Below are 16,686 nucleotides of genomic sequence, written 5' to 3' on the forward strand. Positions count from 1 at the left end.
AAATTCAGAAAAGGTACATAATACTACAACAATAGGTAAATAGTTCAATAAAAAGGGTAATGTTTATAACTTTTTTCTGATTTATTATGAATATAAGTTTATAGTCTGAAAGTTGTGATAAATGACAGAGGAGGTGATTGATATGTGGAGATAAAAAATCCTCGAGAACAGCAGTCCGCGGAAGACCTTCTCGAGGAAATGCATTGGGGTATACCAATATATTTCTAAAAAAATAAAGGAGGGTTAACAATGCAGTATGATGACATTATGAGTAGCGAAACGATGCTGTATAAGCCGGAGTATGATGCCTTGGGAAACTTGTGCACACGCGTAATTGAAAGGGATAACGAATATATTTCAAAATTAGCGCCGACAAAATTAATGGATTATAATCTACGATATTTTGGTTCAAGTTTAAGAGGGGCTCTCGATGGATCGAGAATGATACTAGGAAAGTTGAATAAAAATCCAATAGTTGTTCATGAACGAAGTAATATTGTATGGTTTCCAAGTAAATCTTATATAAGACCTGAATGTCAATGGTTTGCTGTCCATCATATCCTAGACTATCAAGCTATGGATAAAAAGAATACAAAAGTAATTTTTATGAACGGCTATGAAATTACTGTGGATCTAAGTTTCAGATCATTTGAATACAGAATTCAAAGAGCGTATTTACTAAAATATAAACTGGAAAAACGAACGAAGCTATTAGTTCAATATGATCAAGGCAGAGTATTCCCGCGAATGACGAACAACGTTATCTTTGACGATGATAAAGATAGAAACAAAACAGTGTTGTAAAAAAGTATGTTTTCCTTCGTAAAAACGTTATAATGAAGTGATACGGGGCTTGAAAGAAATGAGGGAGAAGTATTTTAAATTCATTTCTTAACCTGTTTTTAAGCTTTTAAAACCAGCCCCATTAAAAACGTTCGGAGGATTTAACAATGATTGAATTAGCAGATGTACGTAACGCGTTAGACACTTCAGCCAAAAAATTGGCGGACTTTAGGGGGTCTCTTTGACTTAGAAAACAAAGAGGCACGCATGCAGGAATTAGATGAAATGATGCTTGAGCCAGGCTTCTGGGATGACCAGCAAGGTGCACAGGTAATTATTAATGAGAGCAATGGCTTAAAGGCAATTGTTAATGAATATAAAGATTTAGTGGAAACACACGAGAACCTAGATATGACGCTAGAGCTATTGCAAGAAGAGCCTGATGAAGAATTGCAGGAGGAGCTAGGCAATGAATTAGTAGAATTTCAGCAAAAAATGGGCGATTTTGAGCTGCAATTACTATTAAGTGGCCCTTATGATCAAAACAATGCGATTTTAGAGCTGCACCCAGGAGCAGGTGGTACGGAATCTCAGGATTGGGGCTCAATGCTACTTCGTATGTACACACGCTGGGCTGAGAAACGTGGCTTTAAAGTGGAAACAGTTGATTATCTTCCTGGAGATGAAGCAGGTATTAAATCTGTAACATTGTCCATTAAGGGTCATAATGCTTACGGCTATTTACAAGCAGAAAAAGGTGTTCATCGTTTAGTACGTATTTCACCATTTGACTCTTCGGGTCGTCGTCATACATCATTCGTTTCTTGCGATGTTATGCCTGAATTCGATGATAATATTGAAATTGATATTCGCACAGAGGATTTAAAAATTGATACGTATCGTGCAACAGGAGCAGGTGGTCAGCATATTAATACGACAGATTCAGCTGTTCGTATTACGCATACTCCTACTGGTACTGTCGTACAATGTCAGGCAGAACGTTCACAAATTAAAAACCGTGAAAAAGCTATGACGATGTTAAAAGGGAAGCTTTATCAATTAGAGATTGAAAAGCAGCAAGCGCAGCTAGATGAAATCCGTGGTGAACAGAAGGAAATCGGCTGGGGTTCACAAATTCGTTCATACGTATTCCATCCTTACTCAATGGTGAAGGATCATCGTACAAATGAAGAAACAGGTAATGTAGGAGCGGTGATGGATGGCGATTTAGATCCATTCATTAACGCATACTTACGTTCGAAAATCGGGTAATGAAGTCCCCTCAGAGGCACAGTAACATTGTGCTTTTGAGGGGTTTTTATTTTCACTACAATTACACCAAAGCGAAATTCATTGCTTTAAAAAGGTGGGTGATTCGGGGTGTCCTGACTAATCTGCTTGCGTTCATTCATGTAATGCTTATATAACATTGATGCATTGACAAATTGCTTGCTAATCGAAGCATATTGAATGGGTAATTCAATTTGTTTATCGTTTTTCAGTGTGACGATACAGCCCGTTTTACTCGGTACAATATTCGAAATGGCGTGAAGTCCAATCCAGATGTTGTGGACAGAGTTTGGCGAATAGATTGGTAGAAAAATACACGGATAACCATAATCGTAAGCAACAACGATTGGAAGCTTATGTTGATTGCCGAAGAAGCGTTTAGCGGAATGCTTCGCTGCTTCATAGGTTGTACCTAGTGAAATACAAGATTTCCGTAATATATGCATTGGCCTCCGTGTAACAATAAGTTCATTATGCTTATCGATTACCCGAGTGAAAATTTTAGAGTCGTACTGAACTGGCTGAAGTAAATAGGTGTTAAAAGAAAGTAAATATCCATTGATGTAGTTTGCTGACATCTATGTAAGCCTCCTTTTCTATTTCTTCTTGAAGTGTATAACACAAAAATAAATTCAGAAAATATAGATAAAAGAAGGAAGTTCGTGCTATTTCAAGCAATTGCTTAGAAAAATTGCTTAAAATAGCACGAGATTAATAGTAAATCGAAGTGATTTTCAGTTCTAAAGCATTGCATTTTAATTTCAATTTTCTTATAATTTAGAAAAGGATCGAGGTGAGATCGTTGGATAAATATTATTCGTATACAGATTTTCTAAAAGCCGTTGGTCAGACAAAGAAAGTTGATGAGGCAGAGAAATTATTAAACGAGATTTATTTAGATTTATTTTTAAATCATATCCAGCGTAAGCATCGTGAAGAGCAGCTCATGGTTCTGATAGATAGAGCACTCGATGACAAAGATGAAAACGCATTTCATCTATACGCAACCGAACTAGTAGCTTTACACCAAGATACAACTGAATAATATGACGAGCCCGCTCTCTGATATTGGAGGGTGGGATTTTTTTGTGATTTTATTTGCAAGATTGATGAGTGAATACCTTGAATTCGTTAGGAGTGTAGAGCAAGTAGAAGAATCGACTGAAGAAAAGAAGGCATTCATTTTGCCAGGATTCTATACACCGTTAAAGAAGTAAAGCGTCCCAAGTTGTGTCACTCTTTTTTTCTTTTCCCCAAAAAGTTTTTTTATAGTGTCACAAATCCCTATTAATTTCAGTTATATAGGTTAGAAAGGAGGGGAGAATTTGACTGTACTGAATAACTCCAAGGAAAAAGCCGATTTAGATATAAAATCTATCGTGGAACAAGTTCAAACAGGCGATATTCATGCCTATACAGAAATAATTCGTTGTTTTCAAAAGCCAATCTATATTTACTGCTACTATCTTTTAGGAAATAAAGAAGAAGCGGAGGATGCTTCACAAGATATTTTTATAAAGGGATTAGAGAATATTAGTCATTTTTCTTATACTGTTTCTTTCTCAGCATGGCTTTATAAGATTGCTCATCATCACTGTATTGATTTAATAAAAAAGAAAAATAAAGGTTTTAAATTTTGGACAAGTTTTAAGAAAGATCATGCGTACAAGCACACTCATGAACAAGGATTTCAATATGACGATATCATTCATGAGTTATTAGAACAGTTACATATGGACGAAAGAAGGATTCTGCTACTTCGGTCAATAGAGGAATATAGCTTCGACGAAATTGCTTCTATTATGGAACTTAAGCCAACTACTGTTCGAAAAAAATATGAACGATTACGTAAAAAATTGTTGAAAAAGAATAAGTTAGGAGGGGAAAGTTATGAACACTCGTTCAAAACAGGAGGATAAAGAGTTAGATCAGTTAGAAAGATTAATCCGAGAAACCCCAATGGAAGTGGATTTAGTTAATCGTACAATGAACAAATTCGAAAGTACTCGTTATACAAAGCAGCCAGAAAGCTTTAGAACTTCTAAGAACAAGCGTCAAAAAGTAATGATGATTACGGCCTCTGCAGCAATGATTTTTAGTCTTATATTTATTTCTAGTTTAGTTTCACCAACTTTGGCTGCAACGATCAAACAAGTTCCCGTGCTTTCTTCTATTTTCAAACTCGCTGGTGATCTTGGCCTGCAAACTGCTGATGAGAAAGGGCTCTCAACGAAACTTAATACAAGTGCTACTCATGATGATTTTACATTAAATGTATCAGAAGTAGTGTATGACGGTACACGCGTTTCAATAGCTATTGAACGCCCTCATAAAGAAGATGAGAAAGAAACGTTAATGGAACGTATCAATAATATCGAATTGCTCATTAATGATGCTCCTGTTAAATCTATTGGAATTGTTATGAAACCAGGTAAAGATAATGATTCTGCTATTATTGAGCTTTCTGATCTGAGAAATCAGGGAGGAAGTCCTTTCCCAGAGCAGTTTGATTTAACAGTATCGGCTACAATAGCTGGTATACAGGGTCCTTTCAAAATTGATATTCCTGTGAATAAAATCGAAAACTATCTGACTTTACAACCTAATGTAAGTCGAGAATACAAAAATATTCATTTTAGTGTTGAAAAAGTCGAATTTACACCAATAACGACAGGATTAACTACACGAGTCGTTTTAACTGACAACTCAATTTTTACGCTACCTTTACTAACGATGGGTGTAGATATTTTTGATGATCAAGGCCATAAACTTAAATTGATTGGCGGAGATGGTTGGAATGCTACAAATGGAAACATTCATATTTCTGATCGTAGATTCCAACCATTTGAATCTATTCCCAAAACAATAACCCTTAAGCCGTATATACATCTCTTTGATGAAAAAGAAATGTGGGTATATCAAATGAATGAAAATGGTGACCCGAAGATTCAATATATTCCTGAGCTGGAGGTTACACTCCCTATTAATTTACAAAAATAAAAAAGTAGAGAAAGTGAGGCAAACTTACTTTCTCTACTTTTTAGTATGTCAAATTATTTACTTACTTTAAAAATATAATTTTCCAATCAAGCTGATCACACCCAATCAAAACTACTAGGCTCCTTTTATATAACCTTTTAATAAACCTAAACCCGACGAGCAATTCGTCACCAAACAGTGAATTTCCTGCTAAGATCATGTATTTACATCGCCCTATCTCGATTAGCTAACATTTGGAAAGGGTAATCTATTGATAGAGAGGTTCCGATTAATTATTATAGTACATACGTTCTGTTGAATTCATCGCAAATAGAGCAAACGGAAAAATATTTACAAACATTCGTTCGTTAAATGTTCGAAATTTTAATAACGCTATGCTAAAATATATGTACAAATTGGAAGGAAAGGACGGGGACATGTGTGCAAACATTTGATTTACAAGCGCCATATACGCCTAATGGGGATCAGCCACAGGCAATTGCGGAATTAGTGGAGGGTGTACGTGCAGGTAAGCGTCATCAAACGTTGCTCGGGGCAACAGGAACGGGAAAAACATTTACGATTTCTAATGTCATTAAAGAAGTAAAAAAACCGACACTTATTATGGCACACAATAAAACACTAGCGGGTCAATTATATAGTGAGTTTAAAGAGTTCTTCCCTGATAATGCAGTTGAATACTTTGTTAGCTACTATGATTACTTTCAGCCAGAGGCTTATGTACCGCAGACGGATACTTATATCGAGAAAGATTCAAGCATTAATGATGAAATTGATAAGTTGCGTCACTCTGCGACATCTTCATTATTCGAGCGCGATGATGTCATTATTATTGCATCCGTGTCCTGTATTTATGGTCTAGGTTCTCCAGAAGAATATCGTGAACTGGTCGTATCAGTGCGTACGGGAATGGAAATTGAACGTAATCAGTTGCTTCGAAAATTGGTCGATGTACAGTATGAGCGTAATGATGTGAGTTTTACACGTGGGACGTTTCGGGTACGTGGTGATGTAGTGGAAATTTTCCCTGCATCCCGTGATGAACATTGTATCCGCGTGGAATTTTTCGGGGATGAGATTGATCGAATTCGAGAGGTGGATGCGTTAACTGGAGAAATACTAGCAGAGCGTGATCATGTTGCTATTTTCCCAGCGTCCCACTTCGTTACACGAGAAGAAAAAATGCTAAAAGCTATTGATAATATTGAAAAAGAGTTGGAGGAGCGTTTAGCTCTTTTGCGTTCAGAGGATAGATTATTGGAGGCGCAGCGTTTAGAGCAACGCACTCGTTATGATTTAGAAATGATGCGTGAAATGGGCTTTTGCTCGGGGATTGAAAACTACTCGCGTCATTTAACATTGCGTGAAGCGGGGGCGACGCCATATACACTACTTGACTATTTCCCTGATGATTTTTTACTTGTTGTCGATGAAAGTCACGTTACTTTGCCACAAGTTCGAGGGATGTATAACGGTGACCAAGCACGTAAAGGTGTGCTAGTTGAGCATGGCTTCCGTTTGCCATCAGCACTAGATAACCGCCCTTTACGTTTTGAAGAATATGAGAAACATATACATCAAGCTATTTATGTATCGGCGACACCTGGTCCGTACGAGCTTGAGCATACGCCGGAAATGGTGCAGCAAATTATTCGTCCAACTGGGCTGCTTGATCCACAAATTGACGTACGTCCTATTGAAGGGCAAATTGATGATTTAATCGATGAGATTCAAGGTCGTATTGCTCGTGATGAACGAGTGCTCGTTACAACGTTGACGAAAAAAATGTCAGAGGATTTATCAGCTTATTTGAAAGAGATGGGCTTAAAGGTGGAGTACTTGCATTCAGAGATTAAGACGCTAGAGCGAATTGAAATTATTCGTGAGCTGCGAAAAGGTACTTATGATGTTCTAATCGGCATTAACTTATTGCGAGAAGGGCTAGATATTCCTGAAGTTTCTCTTGTGGCAATTTTAGATGCTGACAAGGAAGGGTTTTTACGTTCAGAGCGTTCATTAATTCAAACGATTGGACGTGCCGCGCGTAATGCTAATGGTCATGTCATTATGTATGCAAATAATATGACGGATTCGATGAAAAAGGCGATTGAGGAAACGAAACGTCGTCGAGCATTGCAAATGGCGTATAACGAGGAGCATGGTATTACACCGAAAACGATTGTGAAGAAAATTCCTGATGTTATTCGTGCGACACAGGTGGCAGAGGAAGAAGAGACTTATGTAGCGAAGGCTACAAAAGGTAAGAAGCTGACGAAGGCGGAAAAAGAGCAGTTACTTGCTACGCTAGAATTAGAAATGAAGGAAGCAGCAAAAGCACTCGATTTCGAACGTGCTGCTGAGTTGCGCGATACAATATTTGAATTGAAATTAGAAGGGTGAACGGCTTGTGAAAAATACTGAAATAGTCGTGCAGGGCGCACGAGCACATAATTTAAAAAATATTAATGTCACAATTCCACGCGATCAATTAGTCGTGCTAACAGGTTTATCGGGCTCAGGGAAATCATCATTAGCGTTCGATACGATTTATGCCGAGGGACAACGTCGTTATGTAGAATCCCTTTCAGCCTATGCCCGTCAATTCCTTGGTCAAATGGATAAACCAGACGTCGATGCGATAGAGGGATTATCTCCTGCTATTTCAATCGATCAAAAAACGACGAGCCGTAACCCACGTTCGACAGTTGGGACAGTAACGGAAATCTATGATTATTTACGTTTGCTATATGCACGTATTGGTAAGCCTATTTGTCCAAATCACGGTATAGAAATTACCTCTCAAACGATTGAGCAAATGGTCGATCGTTTATTAACTTATCCAGAAAGAACGAAAATGCAGTTGCTTGCTCCAATGGTAGCAGGGCGTAAGGGAACACATGTAAAGCTACTGGAAGATTTAAAAAAGCAAGGCTTTGTTCGTGTACGTATCGACGGTGAGCTACGTGATTTAGATGATTCGATTGAACTTGATAAAAATAAAAAACATTCAATAGAAGTAGTCATCGATCGTGTTGTGATGAAGGAAGGCGTCGCGGCACGTCTTAGTGATTCCTTAGAGACAGCATTACGTTTGGCAGATGGGCGAGTACTTGTCGATGTGATGGAACATGAGGAATTATTATTTAGTGAGCATCATGCTTGCCCATTATGTGGTTTTTCAATCGGTGAGCTAGAGCCTCGTATGTTTTCATTTAACAGTCCATTCGGAGCTTGTCCAAGCTGTGATGGTTTAGGCTCGACACAAGAGGTTGATCTTGAATTAGTAGTACCCGATTGGGATCGAAGTTTATTAGAGCATGCTTTAGCACCGTGGGAACCGACAAGCTCTCAATATTATCCTCAGTTATTAAAGGCTGTGTGCGATCATTATGATATCCCGATGGACGTACCTGTAAAGGATCTACCGAAAGAAAAGATGGATAAAATTTTATATGGTTCTGGTAAAGATAAAATCCATTTCCATTATGAAAATGAGTTTGGCAATGTGCGAGATCAAATGATTGAATTCGAAGGTGTTGTCCGTAATGTGGAGCGCCGCTTTAAGGAGACAACGTCTGATTACGTGCGTGAACAAATGGAAAAATATATGGCCCAGCAAGCATGTCCATCTTGTAAAGGGTATCGCTTAAAGCCTGAAACATTAGCTGTAAAGCTAGCAGATAAGCATATTGGTGAAGTGACACAGTATTCGATTCAGGAAGCTGATACATTTTTCAAAGAGCTGGATTTATCAGAAAAGGATATGAAAATTGCTCGACTTGTTTTACGTGAAATTGAAGAGCGCCTTGGCTTCCTTGTCAATGTAGGGCTAGATTATTTAACATTAAGTCGAGCGGCAGGAACACTTTCAGGGGGAGAAGCTCAACGAATTCGCCTTGCAACGCAAATCGGCTCGCGCTTAACGGGTGTTCTCTATATTTTAGATGAGCCATCAATCGGCTTGCACCAACGTGATAATGATCGACTTATTAGCACATTGCAAAATATGCGTGATATTGGCAATACGCTTATTGTTGTCGAGCACGATGAAGATACAATGCTGGCGGCGGATTATCTTATTGATGTTGGTCCTGGTGCAGGTGTGCATGGCGGTCAAATTGTAGCGGCAGGAACACCTCAGGAAGTAATGGAAAATGAAGAGTCTTTGACGGGGCAATATTTAAGCGGTAAGAAGTTTATTCCACTGCCAATTGAGCGCCGTAAACCGAATGGACGTAAATTATCGATTAAAGGTGCCAAAGAAAATAATCTTCAAAATGTGAAAGTGGATGTGCCACTTGGCTTATTCGTTGCTGTAACTGGAGTTTCAGGTTCAGGTAAATCAACGCTTATTAATGAAATTTTATATAAGTCCTTAGCTCAAAAGCTAAATCGTTCAAAGGTGAAGCCCGGCGAACATAAAGAGGTAACGGGGATTGATGAACTCGAAAAGGTTATAGATATTGACCAATCACCAATCGGTCGTACACCTCGCTCAAATCCTGCTACGTATACAGGCGTTTTTGATGATATTCGAGATGTTTTTGCAACAACAAACGAAGCAAAAGTACGTGGCTATAAAAAAGGTAGATTTAGCTTCAACGTTAAGGGAGGTCGCTGTGAGGCTTGTCGTGGTGACGGTATTATAAAAATTGAAATGCATTTCCTTCCAGATGTTTATGTGCCATGTGAAGTTTGTCATGGAAAGCGTTATAACCGTGAAACACTTGAAGTGAAATATAAAGATAAGAGCATTGCAGATATTTTAGATATGACGATTGAAAACGCAGTCGTATTCTTCGAAAATATTCCGAAAATCCAGCGTAAGCTACAAACAATCGTGGATGTAGGATTAGGTTATATGAAATTAGGACAACCTGCCACAACGTTATCTGGTGGTGAGGCTCAGCGTGTAAAATTAGCCTCTGAATTACACCGTCGTTCAACAGGTAAATCATTCTATATTTTAGATGAGCCGACAACAGGCTTACATGCGCATGATATTGCACGTTTACTCGTTGTTTTACAGCGCCTTGTAGAAAATGGCGATTCAGTGCTAGTCATCGAACATAATTTAGATGTCATCAAAACAGCAGACTACATTATCGATCTAGGGCCTGAAGGTGGCGACAAAGGTGGTACGATTGTGGCGACAGGTACGCCAGAAGAAGTCGTTGAAGTCAGCGGCTCATATACAGGTAAATATTTAAAGCCAATATTAACAAGAGATCGTCTACGTATGGAAGATGCTTTAGCCAAGGCTTCTCAATAAAGCACCCACTAAAAAAGTTCGCAATTTGCGAACTTTTTTTACGTTAGGGGCATACTGGGAAGGTGGATGTCGATAAGAACTAAAAGTAGGGTAATAAAACGTGAAAGTTAATCGATAAACTTCAAAAGTTGGGTGACATTCTATTAAAACGAATGTCATATGAATAAGTTGATCTTCGTTCCGGCCGTACGAGCCCAGCCGGAACGGAAATCAACCACACCTTATGGTAATGTGCCTAAAATAAGATATATTCCCAATTTTTTGTTTTTGGGTGAAACTTTTCACAATGTGTTTCGTATAAATACTATAACGAACTGAGGGAGGCTAATTTTAATTATGCAAAATGAACGTCAACGAATTTTAGAACTTGTGGAAAAAGGAACAATTTCAGCGCAAGAGGCGATTACATTATTAGAAGCATTAGAGCAACCTAGCAAGTCCACTCAACATGTTATGAATGATGTGTCAAATGAGGGCCAGCATTCCCAAACAGAAAAAGAGTCAGTATTTAAAGGTGAAAGTCCTAAGAGTGAACAATCGCAAAATGACGAAGATTTCCCTAAATATTTCCAAGAAGAAATGCGGGACTTCCGTAAAGATTTATCACAAATTGGTTCACTTTTTATGGATATGATGAATACGGCAGTAAAAAAGGTCAAAGAATTTGATGTAGCTTCTCCATTTGGTGATAAATTTGAGTTTACACATACGGAAGAAGTTGCAGCTGAACATGTAGATAAAATAATTGCTGAATTACCGAATGGCAATTTTTCATTAGAAACCGCTGAAGGAGATAGCTTCCAAGTCGTTTGCAAGGTAAAGGCACCTCTTGTTAATGATAGTGAAGAGGAAACACGTGCTAATTTCCTAGAGCAATTCGTTGTCAAAGAAGATGGAGATTCATTACGAATCTTAAGTCAACTTAAGCTAGTGCAAGTAAATGTGAAAGTCCTTGTTCCAAAGGATAAATTAGAAAAATTATCAGTACGTTTAATGAACGGAAGTGTTACTTTACAAGATACGGACTTCGAGCATTTAAAAGTAAAGACATTAAACGGTGCGATTAAAGGCTCTAAATTTAACTTCGGAAAGGCAGAAGTAGATTCTTCAAATGGTTCCATTGAATTAACAAATGTTCGTGGTAAAGATTTAGAGGCTGAAACATTGAATGGCCGTGTTTATTTAGATGGTGCATTGGATGAAGTTGAAGCAAAATCGGTTAATGGACATGTTGTGGTCACAACTTGCTCTACTAATTCATCGAAAATCAAAGCACAAACAGTCGCAGGAGCCGTTGAATTGTATGTGCCACGTACAATATCGTTAAGCGGTAAAATTGTTACGAATTTTGGTAAAGTAGATGTAGGTATTCAAGATGCTTCAAAAATTGAATCACAGGATCAATTTTTATCAAAAGTCGTACGTTTCGATAAAGAAGTAGAGAATGCTAATCGTCTATTTATCGAAGGTGAGTCTAAAACAGGTGCAGTTTTAGTACGCTATACAACGACTGACGAGCAAACTGTTTAACTAACAAAAGCATTCAGGCTATGTATACTAACATAGTTTGAATGCTTTTTTTGCTTAAAAACTTTAGAAAGGCAGAAATCGACTTTCCTCTAATGGGCTCGATTTCTGTTATTTTGTTTGTCGAGGTTGTAACACATTTATGGCAATCAGATAACGAAATAACAGGAACTACCACGGAATGAAATGAAACTGTAATAATAAAGGTAGAAATTGAGTGTTATAATAGGTTACGAAATACCTCTTACATGTAAGAGATTTAGGTGGTTTAAATATGATAGAAATGAAAAATGTGACAAAGAAATACCCAAATGGTGTTGTTGCGACAAATGGAATTTCCGTTAACATAAAGCAAGGTGAATTTGTCTACGTTGTAGGTCCAAGTGGAGCAGGTAAATCTACATTCATTAAATTAATGTATCGCGAGGAAAAAGCTACTTCGGGAGAAATCACTGTTAATGGTATAGATTTAGCTTCCTTGAAAAATAAAAAAGTACCTTTTTTACGTCGTCAAATCGGAGTGGTTTTCCAAGATTTTAAACTTTTACCTCGTTTGAATGTTTATGAAAATGTAGCGTTTGCTCTAGAGGTAATCGAGGAAGAACCAGCAGAAATTCGCCGCCGAGTGATGGAGGTTTTAGAGCTTGTAGGACTGAAGCAAAAGGCAAGAATGTTCCCTAATGAACTGTCAGGTGGCGAACAGCAGCGTGTTTCGATTGCACGATCAATCGTGAATGTGCCGAAGGTCGTTATTGCGGATGAACCTACCGGGAATCTTGACCCTGAAACGTCTTGGGATATTATGAATTTATTTGAAGAAATTAATGCGAGAGGTACAACTATAGTAATGGCAACACATAACCGTGAAATCGTAAATACGATTCGTCGTCGAGTAATTGCAGTAGAAGGCGGAATGATTGTCCGTGATGAGCACGGAGGTGACTACGGCTATGAAAATTAATACGGTAAAACGTCACTTTAGAGAAAGTTTAAAGTCTCTTGGTCGTAATAGCTGGATGACTATTGCTTCCGTAAGTGCAGTTACAGTTACATTAATATTAGTAGGCGTCTTTGCGCTTATCATGATGAATTTAAATAAAGTAGCATCTGATTTAGAAAACGATGTTGAAATTAAAGTATTAATTGATGAAACAGCAGGTAAAGCTGATGAAAAAGCGCTCATGGAAAAAATTAAGAAATTGCCAGATATCGCTGAGATGACTTATTCGACAAGAGAAAATGAATTATCTAAATTAGTAAAAGATTTTGGGGACGATTTTAAACTATTTGAGCAAAGTAACCCATTACGTAATGTTATTTATGTGAAGGCTTCAGATCCTCAGCAAACAGCTAAAGTTGCTAAAACAATTGATAAATTTAATTATACATATGACGTTATGTATGGTGAAGGCAAAGTTGAAAAGCTGTTTAACTTCTTGAATATTAGCCGTAACGTAGGGATTGTGCTTATTTTAGGATTATTATTTACAGCAATTTTCTTAATTTCTAATACGATTCGAATTACTATTATTGCGCGTCGAGATGAAATAGAAATTATGAAACTTGTAGGAGCAACGAATTCATTCGTGCGTATCCCATTTTTATTAGAAGGAATGTGGCTCGGAATTTTAGGTTCTATTATTCCGATTGCGGTCATCGCAACTCTTTACCACAATGTATATAAAATTATTGCGCCTCGATTAAAAGGCGAACTTGTCCAAGTACTTGATTTCTCACCTCTTGTGTACCAAGTAAGCGCTCTACTATTACTGATCGGTGTGCTAATCGGTATTTGGGGAAGTTTCATGTCAGTACGTAAGTTTTTAAAAATTTAGCTTTGTGAAGCAGGACAAGCATCAACCAAAATTAATAGTCGAAAAGGAGTTCAACCGGTGAAAAGTATGGCGAAAAACTTAATGAAATCACTTGCTGCAGCATCTGCACTATGTCTTTTTATCCAAACTCCATCAGCTTATGCAAATAGTTTATCGGATTTAAAAGATGAAAAAAGACAAATTGAATCAAAGAAAGATGGCTTAAATTCATCCATCAATAATAAATCAAATGCTATTAATGTAAATGAAGACAAGCAGCAAAAAATATTAGATCAAATTCAAACATTAAATGCTGAAATTGATAAAACGAATAGCAATATTAAAAATGTATTGGAAGAAATTCAATCTACAAATAAAGAAATAAAGTCTTTAAAAGATGATATAGCCGAGCTTCTACGCAAAATTGAAGAGCGTGATTTATTGTTAGAGGATCGTGCTCGTGCCATTCAGGCGGGTGGTTCCGTTAGCTATATAGATGTACTGCTTAGTTCTAATAGCTTCGTAGATTTTATCGATCGATTCTCTGCTGTTAATGCTTTACTAGAGGCGGATCGTCAAATTATCCAAGATCAAAAAGAGGATAAGCAAAAGTTAGAGGAACAAAAGCAAGTTTTAGAAAGCAAACGCCAAAAGCTTGAAGACAAAAAAGCCGAGCTTGATCGTTTAAAAGCATCATTAAATAGTCAAAAGACTGAGAAAAACAAATTAATTGATCAATTAGAAAAAGAACAAGCAAAGCTGAAGACTGAAAAAGTATTGCTTGAAAAAGAATATTCTGAGGCTCTTGAGATTAGTGCGGATTTACAACAAAAAATCATTAATGAGCAAAATCGATTAGCTGAAATTGCTCGTCAACAAGAAGAGAAACGTAAGGCAGCTGCTGCAGCTGCAGCCGCAGCAAAAGCATCTAATTCAAGTAATTCAAACAGTTCAAGCAGTAATAGTGGTGGAGGGTCTTCAACAGTCGAAGCGCCACCATCGAATGGTACATGGATTAAGCCAACAAATGGTCGTTTAACATCACCTTATGGCTGGCGTAATATTGGCGCAGGCCCAGAATTCCACTATGGGGTCGATCTTGCAAATAGCACAGGTACTCCAATTTGGGCAGCTGCTGACGGTGTTGTTTCTTACGCTGCACCACTTAGCTCGTATGGTAATGTTGTTATCATTACGCATTCTATCAATGGCGAAATTCATACGACAGTATATGCACACTTAAATTCTTTCAATGTTAGTGTTGGTTCAGAAGTATCCCAAGGTCAGCAAATAGGAACAATGGGTATGACTGGACGTGTAACAGGACCTCACTTACACTTTGAAGTGCACATCGGCGCTTGGCGAGGACAAGCAGTCGGAAGTGTGAATCCATTAAAATATATTCCGGTATAAACATATTGAAAGCTATACATTAGAGTTCTTCTAATGTATAGCTTTTTTGTTTGCCATTCACATTTGTTAAGAACTAGTATTATGTGGAAGCCTTTTTCCTAGTGTGGCACCATTTGATGTAATATATTTATAGTGTGAATACCTCTGTGGGTATTTCAATGAAATTGCTCAGCAAAAGGCTATTTTTTGCATGTTTCAGGGAGATTTTTTGAACACACTGTGAAATGACAGTTCATATAAAGAATATATGCTATGCTGAAGCTATCTTTTTTTGTGGGGGATTTATTAGGTGAATAATACAGAATGGTTCTCTATCCGGACATTAACATTACCAGCAACTGCTGTCGCTCTGCTTGTGGCGTTTTTTATTGTGTGGCTCGTTATACGGGTACAGTTTCCGAAAAAATGGGCGGGGGTATATGGAGACGCGGTTTTTACCTTTATTCTCGTTTGGAAATTTAGCGTAATCGTCACTGATTTTAAAGCTGTTATTGCTCAGCCGTTTGCGCTCCTTTATTTTAATGGTGGAACAATCGGTGTCTTTTTAGGAGTTATGGCAGTCTCACTACAGATTTTGTGGAATCGAAAAAAAATCCACTTTGACGAAACTGGAATTGTTGCTTGTAGCTGGGCAATCATTTTAACGCAATCGAGCTATCAATGCCTTGTAGTGTTACTAAATGATAATCCAACCAATAGCGAAGTGATTACTCTACTTGTACTAAGCACACTAACAGTCCTCATATTATGGAAAATAACCGCTATCAATCGTGCATTATTTTTATATACGTGTGGTCTTATCATTGTGGCCTTCTTTCAGCCGCTTGGTTTATGGCAACCGGCTGTAGGAGTGAGCGTTGTATTATTTATAGTAGGTATAGGGATTCAGCGTCTAGCTGGCGTAACTAAATCATATGGAGGTAAGGAATGAAAAAAAATATTGGACTACTTATCGTCGTGTTATTAGTAGTCGCGATGATTGGTACATATGTTAAACAGCAGATTGATGAAGATCGTGAAATTGAAACAGCTTCTCTAGGGAAAGAAATGGACGAACGAAAGATTGGTTTAAAAAATGGAGATACACCACCGGATTTTACTTTAACAAGTTTGGATGGCGAAGATGTGACATTGAGTGAGCTTCGCGGAAAAAAAGTCGTGTTAAACTTTTGGGCAACATGGTGTCCACCATGTAAGGCAGAAATGCCACATATGCAAAATTATTACGAACAAAATGCTAAAAAAGATAATGTAGAAATAATAGCTGTCAATTTAACAAAGGCTGAACGAGACGTTACAGAGGACGAAAAAATAGATTCTGTCATGACATTTAGAGAAAGTTTCGATCTAACATTCCCTATTTTACTCGACCCGAAAAACTCAGCCGGCTTAGACTACCAAGTACTAACGATTCCCACAACCTATTTTATTGATTCAAATGGATATATTCAACGTGCTATTAGAGGGCCGATGAATGCGGAAATGTTAAAAAGCTATGTAGATGCAATGGACTAAGCAAAAAATAAATTTGGAAAGAATCTGCTCGTTTGCCAGAAGAAACGAAGCAGATTTTTTTATGTGAGTATT

At 37.6% G+C, this 16,686-nt stretch carries 15 protein-coding genes; 14 read left to right on the forward strand and 1 reads right to left on the reverse strand.

Features of this window, described 5'->3' with window-relative positions; translation table 11 throughout:
* Positions 1-249: 249 nt before the first annotated feature.
* Together ACQKN4_RS01220 and prfB are read left to right on the forward strand one after the other, a co-directional pair.
* Entirely contained in the window at positions 250-804 is a 555-nt protein-coding gene (locus ACQKN4_RS01220) for a competence protein ComK (RefSeq protein WP_079559524.1), read from the forward strand.
* Positions 805-950: 146 nt separating this feature from the next.
* Positions 951-2,055, forward strand: a protein-coding gene (gene prfB / locus ACQKN4_RS01225) for a peptide chain release factor 2 (RefSeq protein WP_427413545.1) whose coding sequence is annotated in 2 segments (ribosomal slippage) — positions 951-1,025 and positions 1,027-2,055 — 1,104 coding nt in all. Because the reading frame shifts where the segments join, the coding sequence is not laid out codon by codon here.
* An 86-nt stretch (positions 2,056-2,141) separates the two neighbouring features.
* Here prfB and ACQKN4_RS01230 read toward each other — a convergent pair.
* Positions 2,142-2,651 carry a competence protein ComK gene (locus ACQKN4_RS01230; protein WP_427481816.1) on the reverse strand — a complete coding sequence of 170 codons (510 nt, stop codon included), beginning with the start codon at positions 2,649-2,651 and terminating at the stop codon, positions 2,142-2,144.
* Between the two features lie 224 nt (positions 2,652-2,875).
* Between ACQKN4_RS01230 and ACQKN4_RS01235 the strand changes: the two genes are divergently transcribed.
* From ACQKN4_RS01235 to ACQKN4_RS01290, 12 genes are all read left to right on the forward strand, one after another.
* Positions 2,876-3,118 (forward strand): IDEAL domain-containing protein, encoded by a 243-nt coding sequence (locus tag ACQKN4_RS01235; protein WP_079559527.1) that lies wholly within the window; start codon positions 2,876-2,878, stop codon positions 3,116-3,118.
* A gap of 43 nt (positions 3,119-3,161) precedes the next feature.
* Positions 3,162-3,290: a hypothetical protein gene (locus ACQKN4_RS01240; RefSeq protein WP_276207734.1), complete on the forward strand. Its 129-nt coding sequence runs from the start codon at positions 3,162-3,164 to the stop codon at positions 3,288-3,290.
* 108 nt (positions 3,291-3,398) lie between these two features.
* Positions 3,399-3,992, forward strand: coding sequence for an RNA polymerase sigma factor (locus ACQKN4_RS01245; protein ID WP_079559528.1), 594 nt, complete (start codon positions 3,399-3,401; stop codon positions 3,990-3,992).
* Positions 3,964-5,073: a DUF4179 domain-containing protein gene (locus ACQKN4_RS01250; protein ID WP_427481819.1), complete on the forward strand. Its 1,110-nt coding sequence runs from the start codon at positions 3,964-3,966 to the stop codon at positions 5,071-5,073. The genes ACQKN4_RS01245 and ACQKN4_RS01250 overlap by 29 nt, the downstream gene beginning before the upstream one ends.
* 420 nt (positions 5,074-5,493) lie before the next feature.
* A complete protein-coding gene (gene uvrB, locus ACQKN4_RS01255; RefSeq protein ID WP_427481821.1) occupies positions 5,494-7,473 on the forward strand; it encodes an excinuclease ABC subunit UvrB in 1,980 nt (659 codons plus the stop codon).
* Positions 7,474-7,480: 7 nt separating this feature from the next.
* The gene (gene uvrA / locus ACQKN4_RS01260; protein ID WP_427481823.1) at positions 7,481-10,345 is read left to right on the forward strand and encodes an excinuclease ABC subunit UvrA; all 2,865 of its coding nucleotides are present in this window, start codon (positions 7,481-7,483) and stop codon (positions 10,343-10,345) included.
* Between the two features lie 336 nt (positions 10,346-10,681).
* Complete coding sequence (locus ACQKN4_RS01265; RefSeq protein WP_079559532.1) at positions 10,682-11,875, forward strand: DUF4097 family beta strand repeat-containing protein; 1,194 nt, start codon at positions 10,682-10,684, stop codon at positions 11,873-11,875.
* Between the two features lie 271 nt (positions 11,876-12,146).
* Positions 12,147-12,833 (forward strand): cell division ATP-binding protein FtsE, encoded by a 687-nt coding sequence (gene ftsE / locus ACQKN4_RS01270; protein ID WP_079559533.1) that lies wholly within the window; start codon positions 12,147-12,149, stop codon positions 12,831-12,833.
* Positions 12,823-13,707 carry a permease-like cell division protein FtsX gene (gene ftsX, locus ACQKN4_RS01275; protein WP_079559534.1) on the forward strand — a complete coding sequence of 295 codons (885 nt, stop codon included), beginning with the start codon at positions 12,823-12,825 and terminating at the stop codon, positions 13,705-13,707. Before ftsE ends, ftsX begins: the two co-directional genes overlap by 11 nt.
* Before the next feature lie 57 nt (positions 13,708-13,764).
* A complete protein-coding gene (locus ACQKN4_RS01280; protein WP_079559535.1) occupies positions 13,765-15,099 on the forward strand; it encodes a murein hydrolase activator EnvC family protein in 1,335 nt (444 codons plus the stop codon).
* Between the two features lie 289 nt (positions 15,100-15,388).
* Positions 15,389-16,030: a hypothetical protein gene (locus ACQKN4_RS01285; protein ID WP_079559536.1), complete on the forward strand. Its 642-nt coding sequence runs from the start codon at positions 15,389-15,391 to the stop codon at positions 16,028-16,030.
* Complete coding sequence (locus tag ACQKN4_RS01290) at positions 16,027-16,614, forward strand: peroxiredoxin family protein (protein WP_427481828.1); 588 nt, start codon at positions 16,027-16,029, stop codon at positions 16,612-16,614. The genes ACQKN4_RS01285 and ACQKN4_RS01290 overlap by 4 nt, the downstream gene beginning before the upstream one ends.
* The last annotated feature ends 72 nt before the right edge of the window (positions 16,615-16,686 follow it).

Origin of the sequence: Lysinibacillus sp. NPDC093692 (assembly GCF_050280125.1) — a bacterium.
Lineage (GTDB): Bacteria > Bacillota > Bacilli > Bacillales_A > Planococcaceae > Lysinibacillus.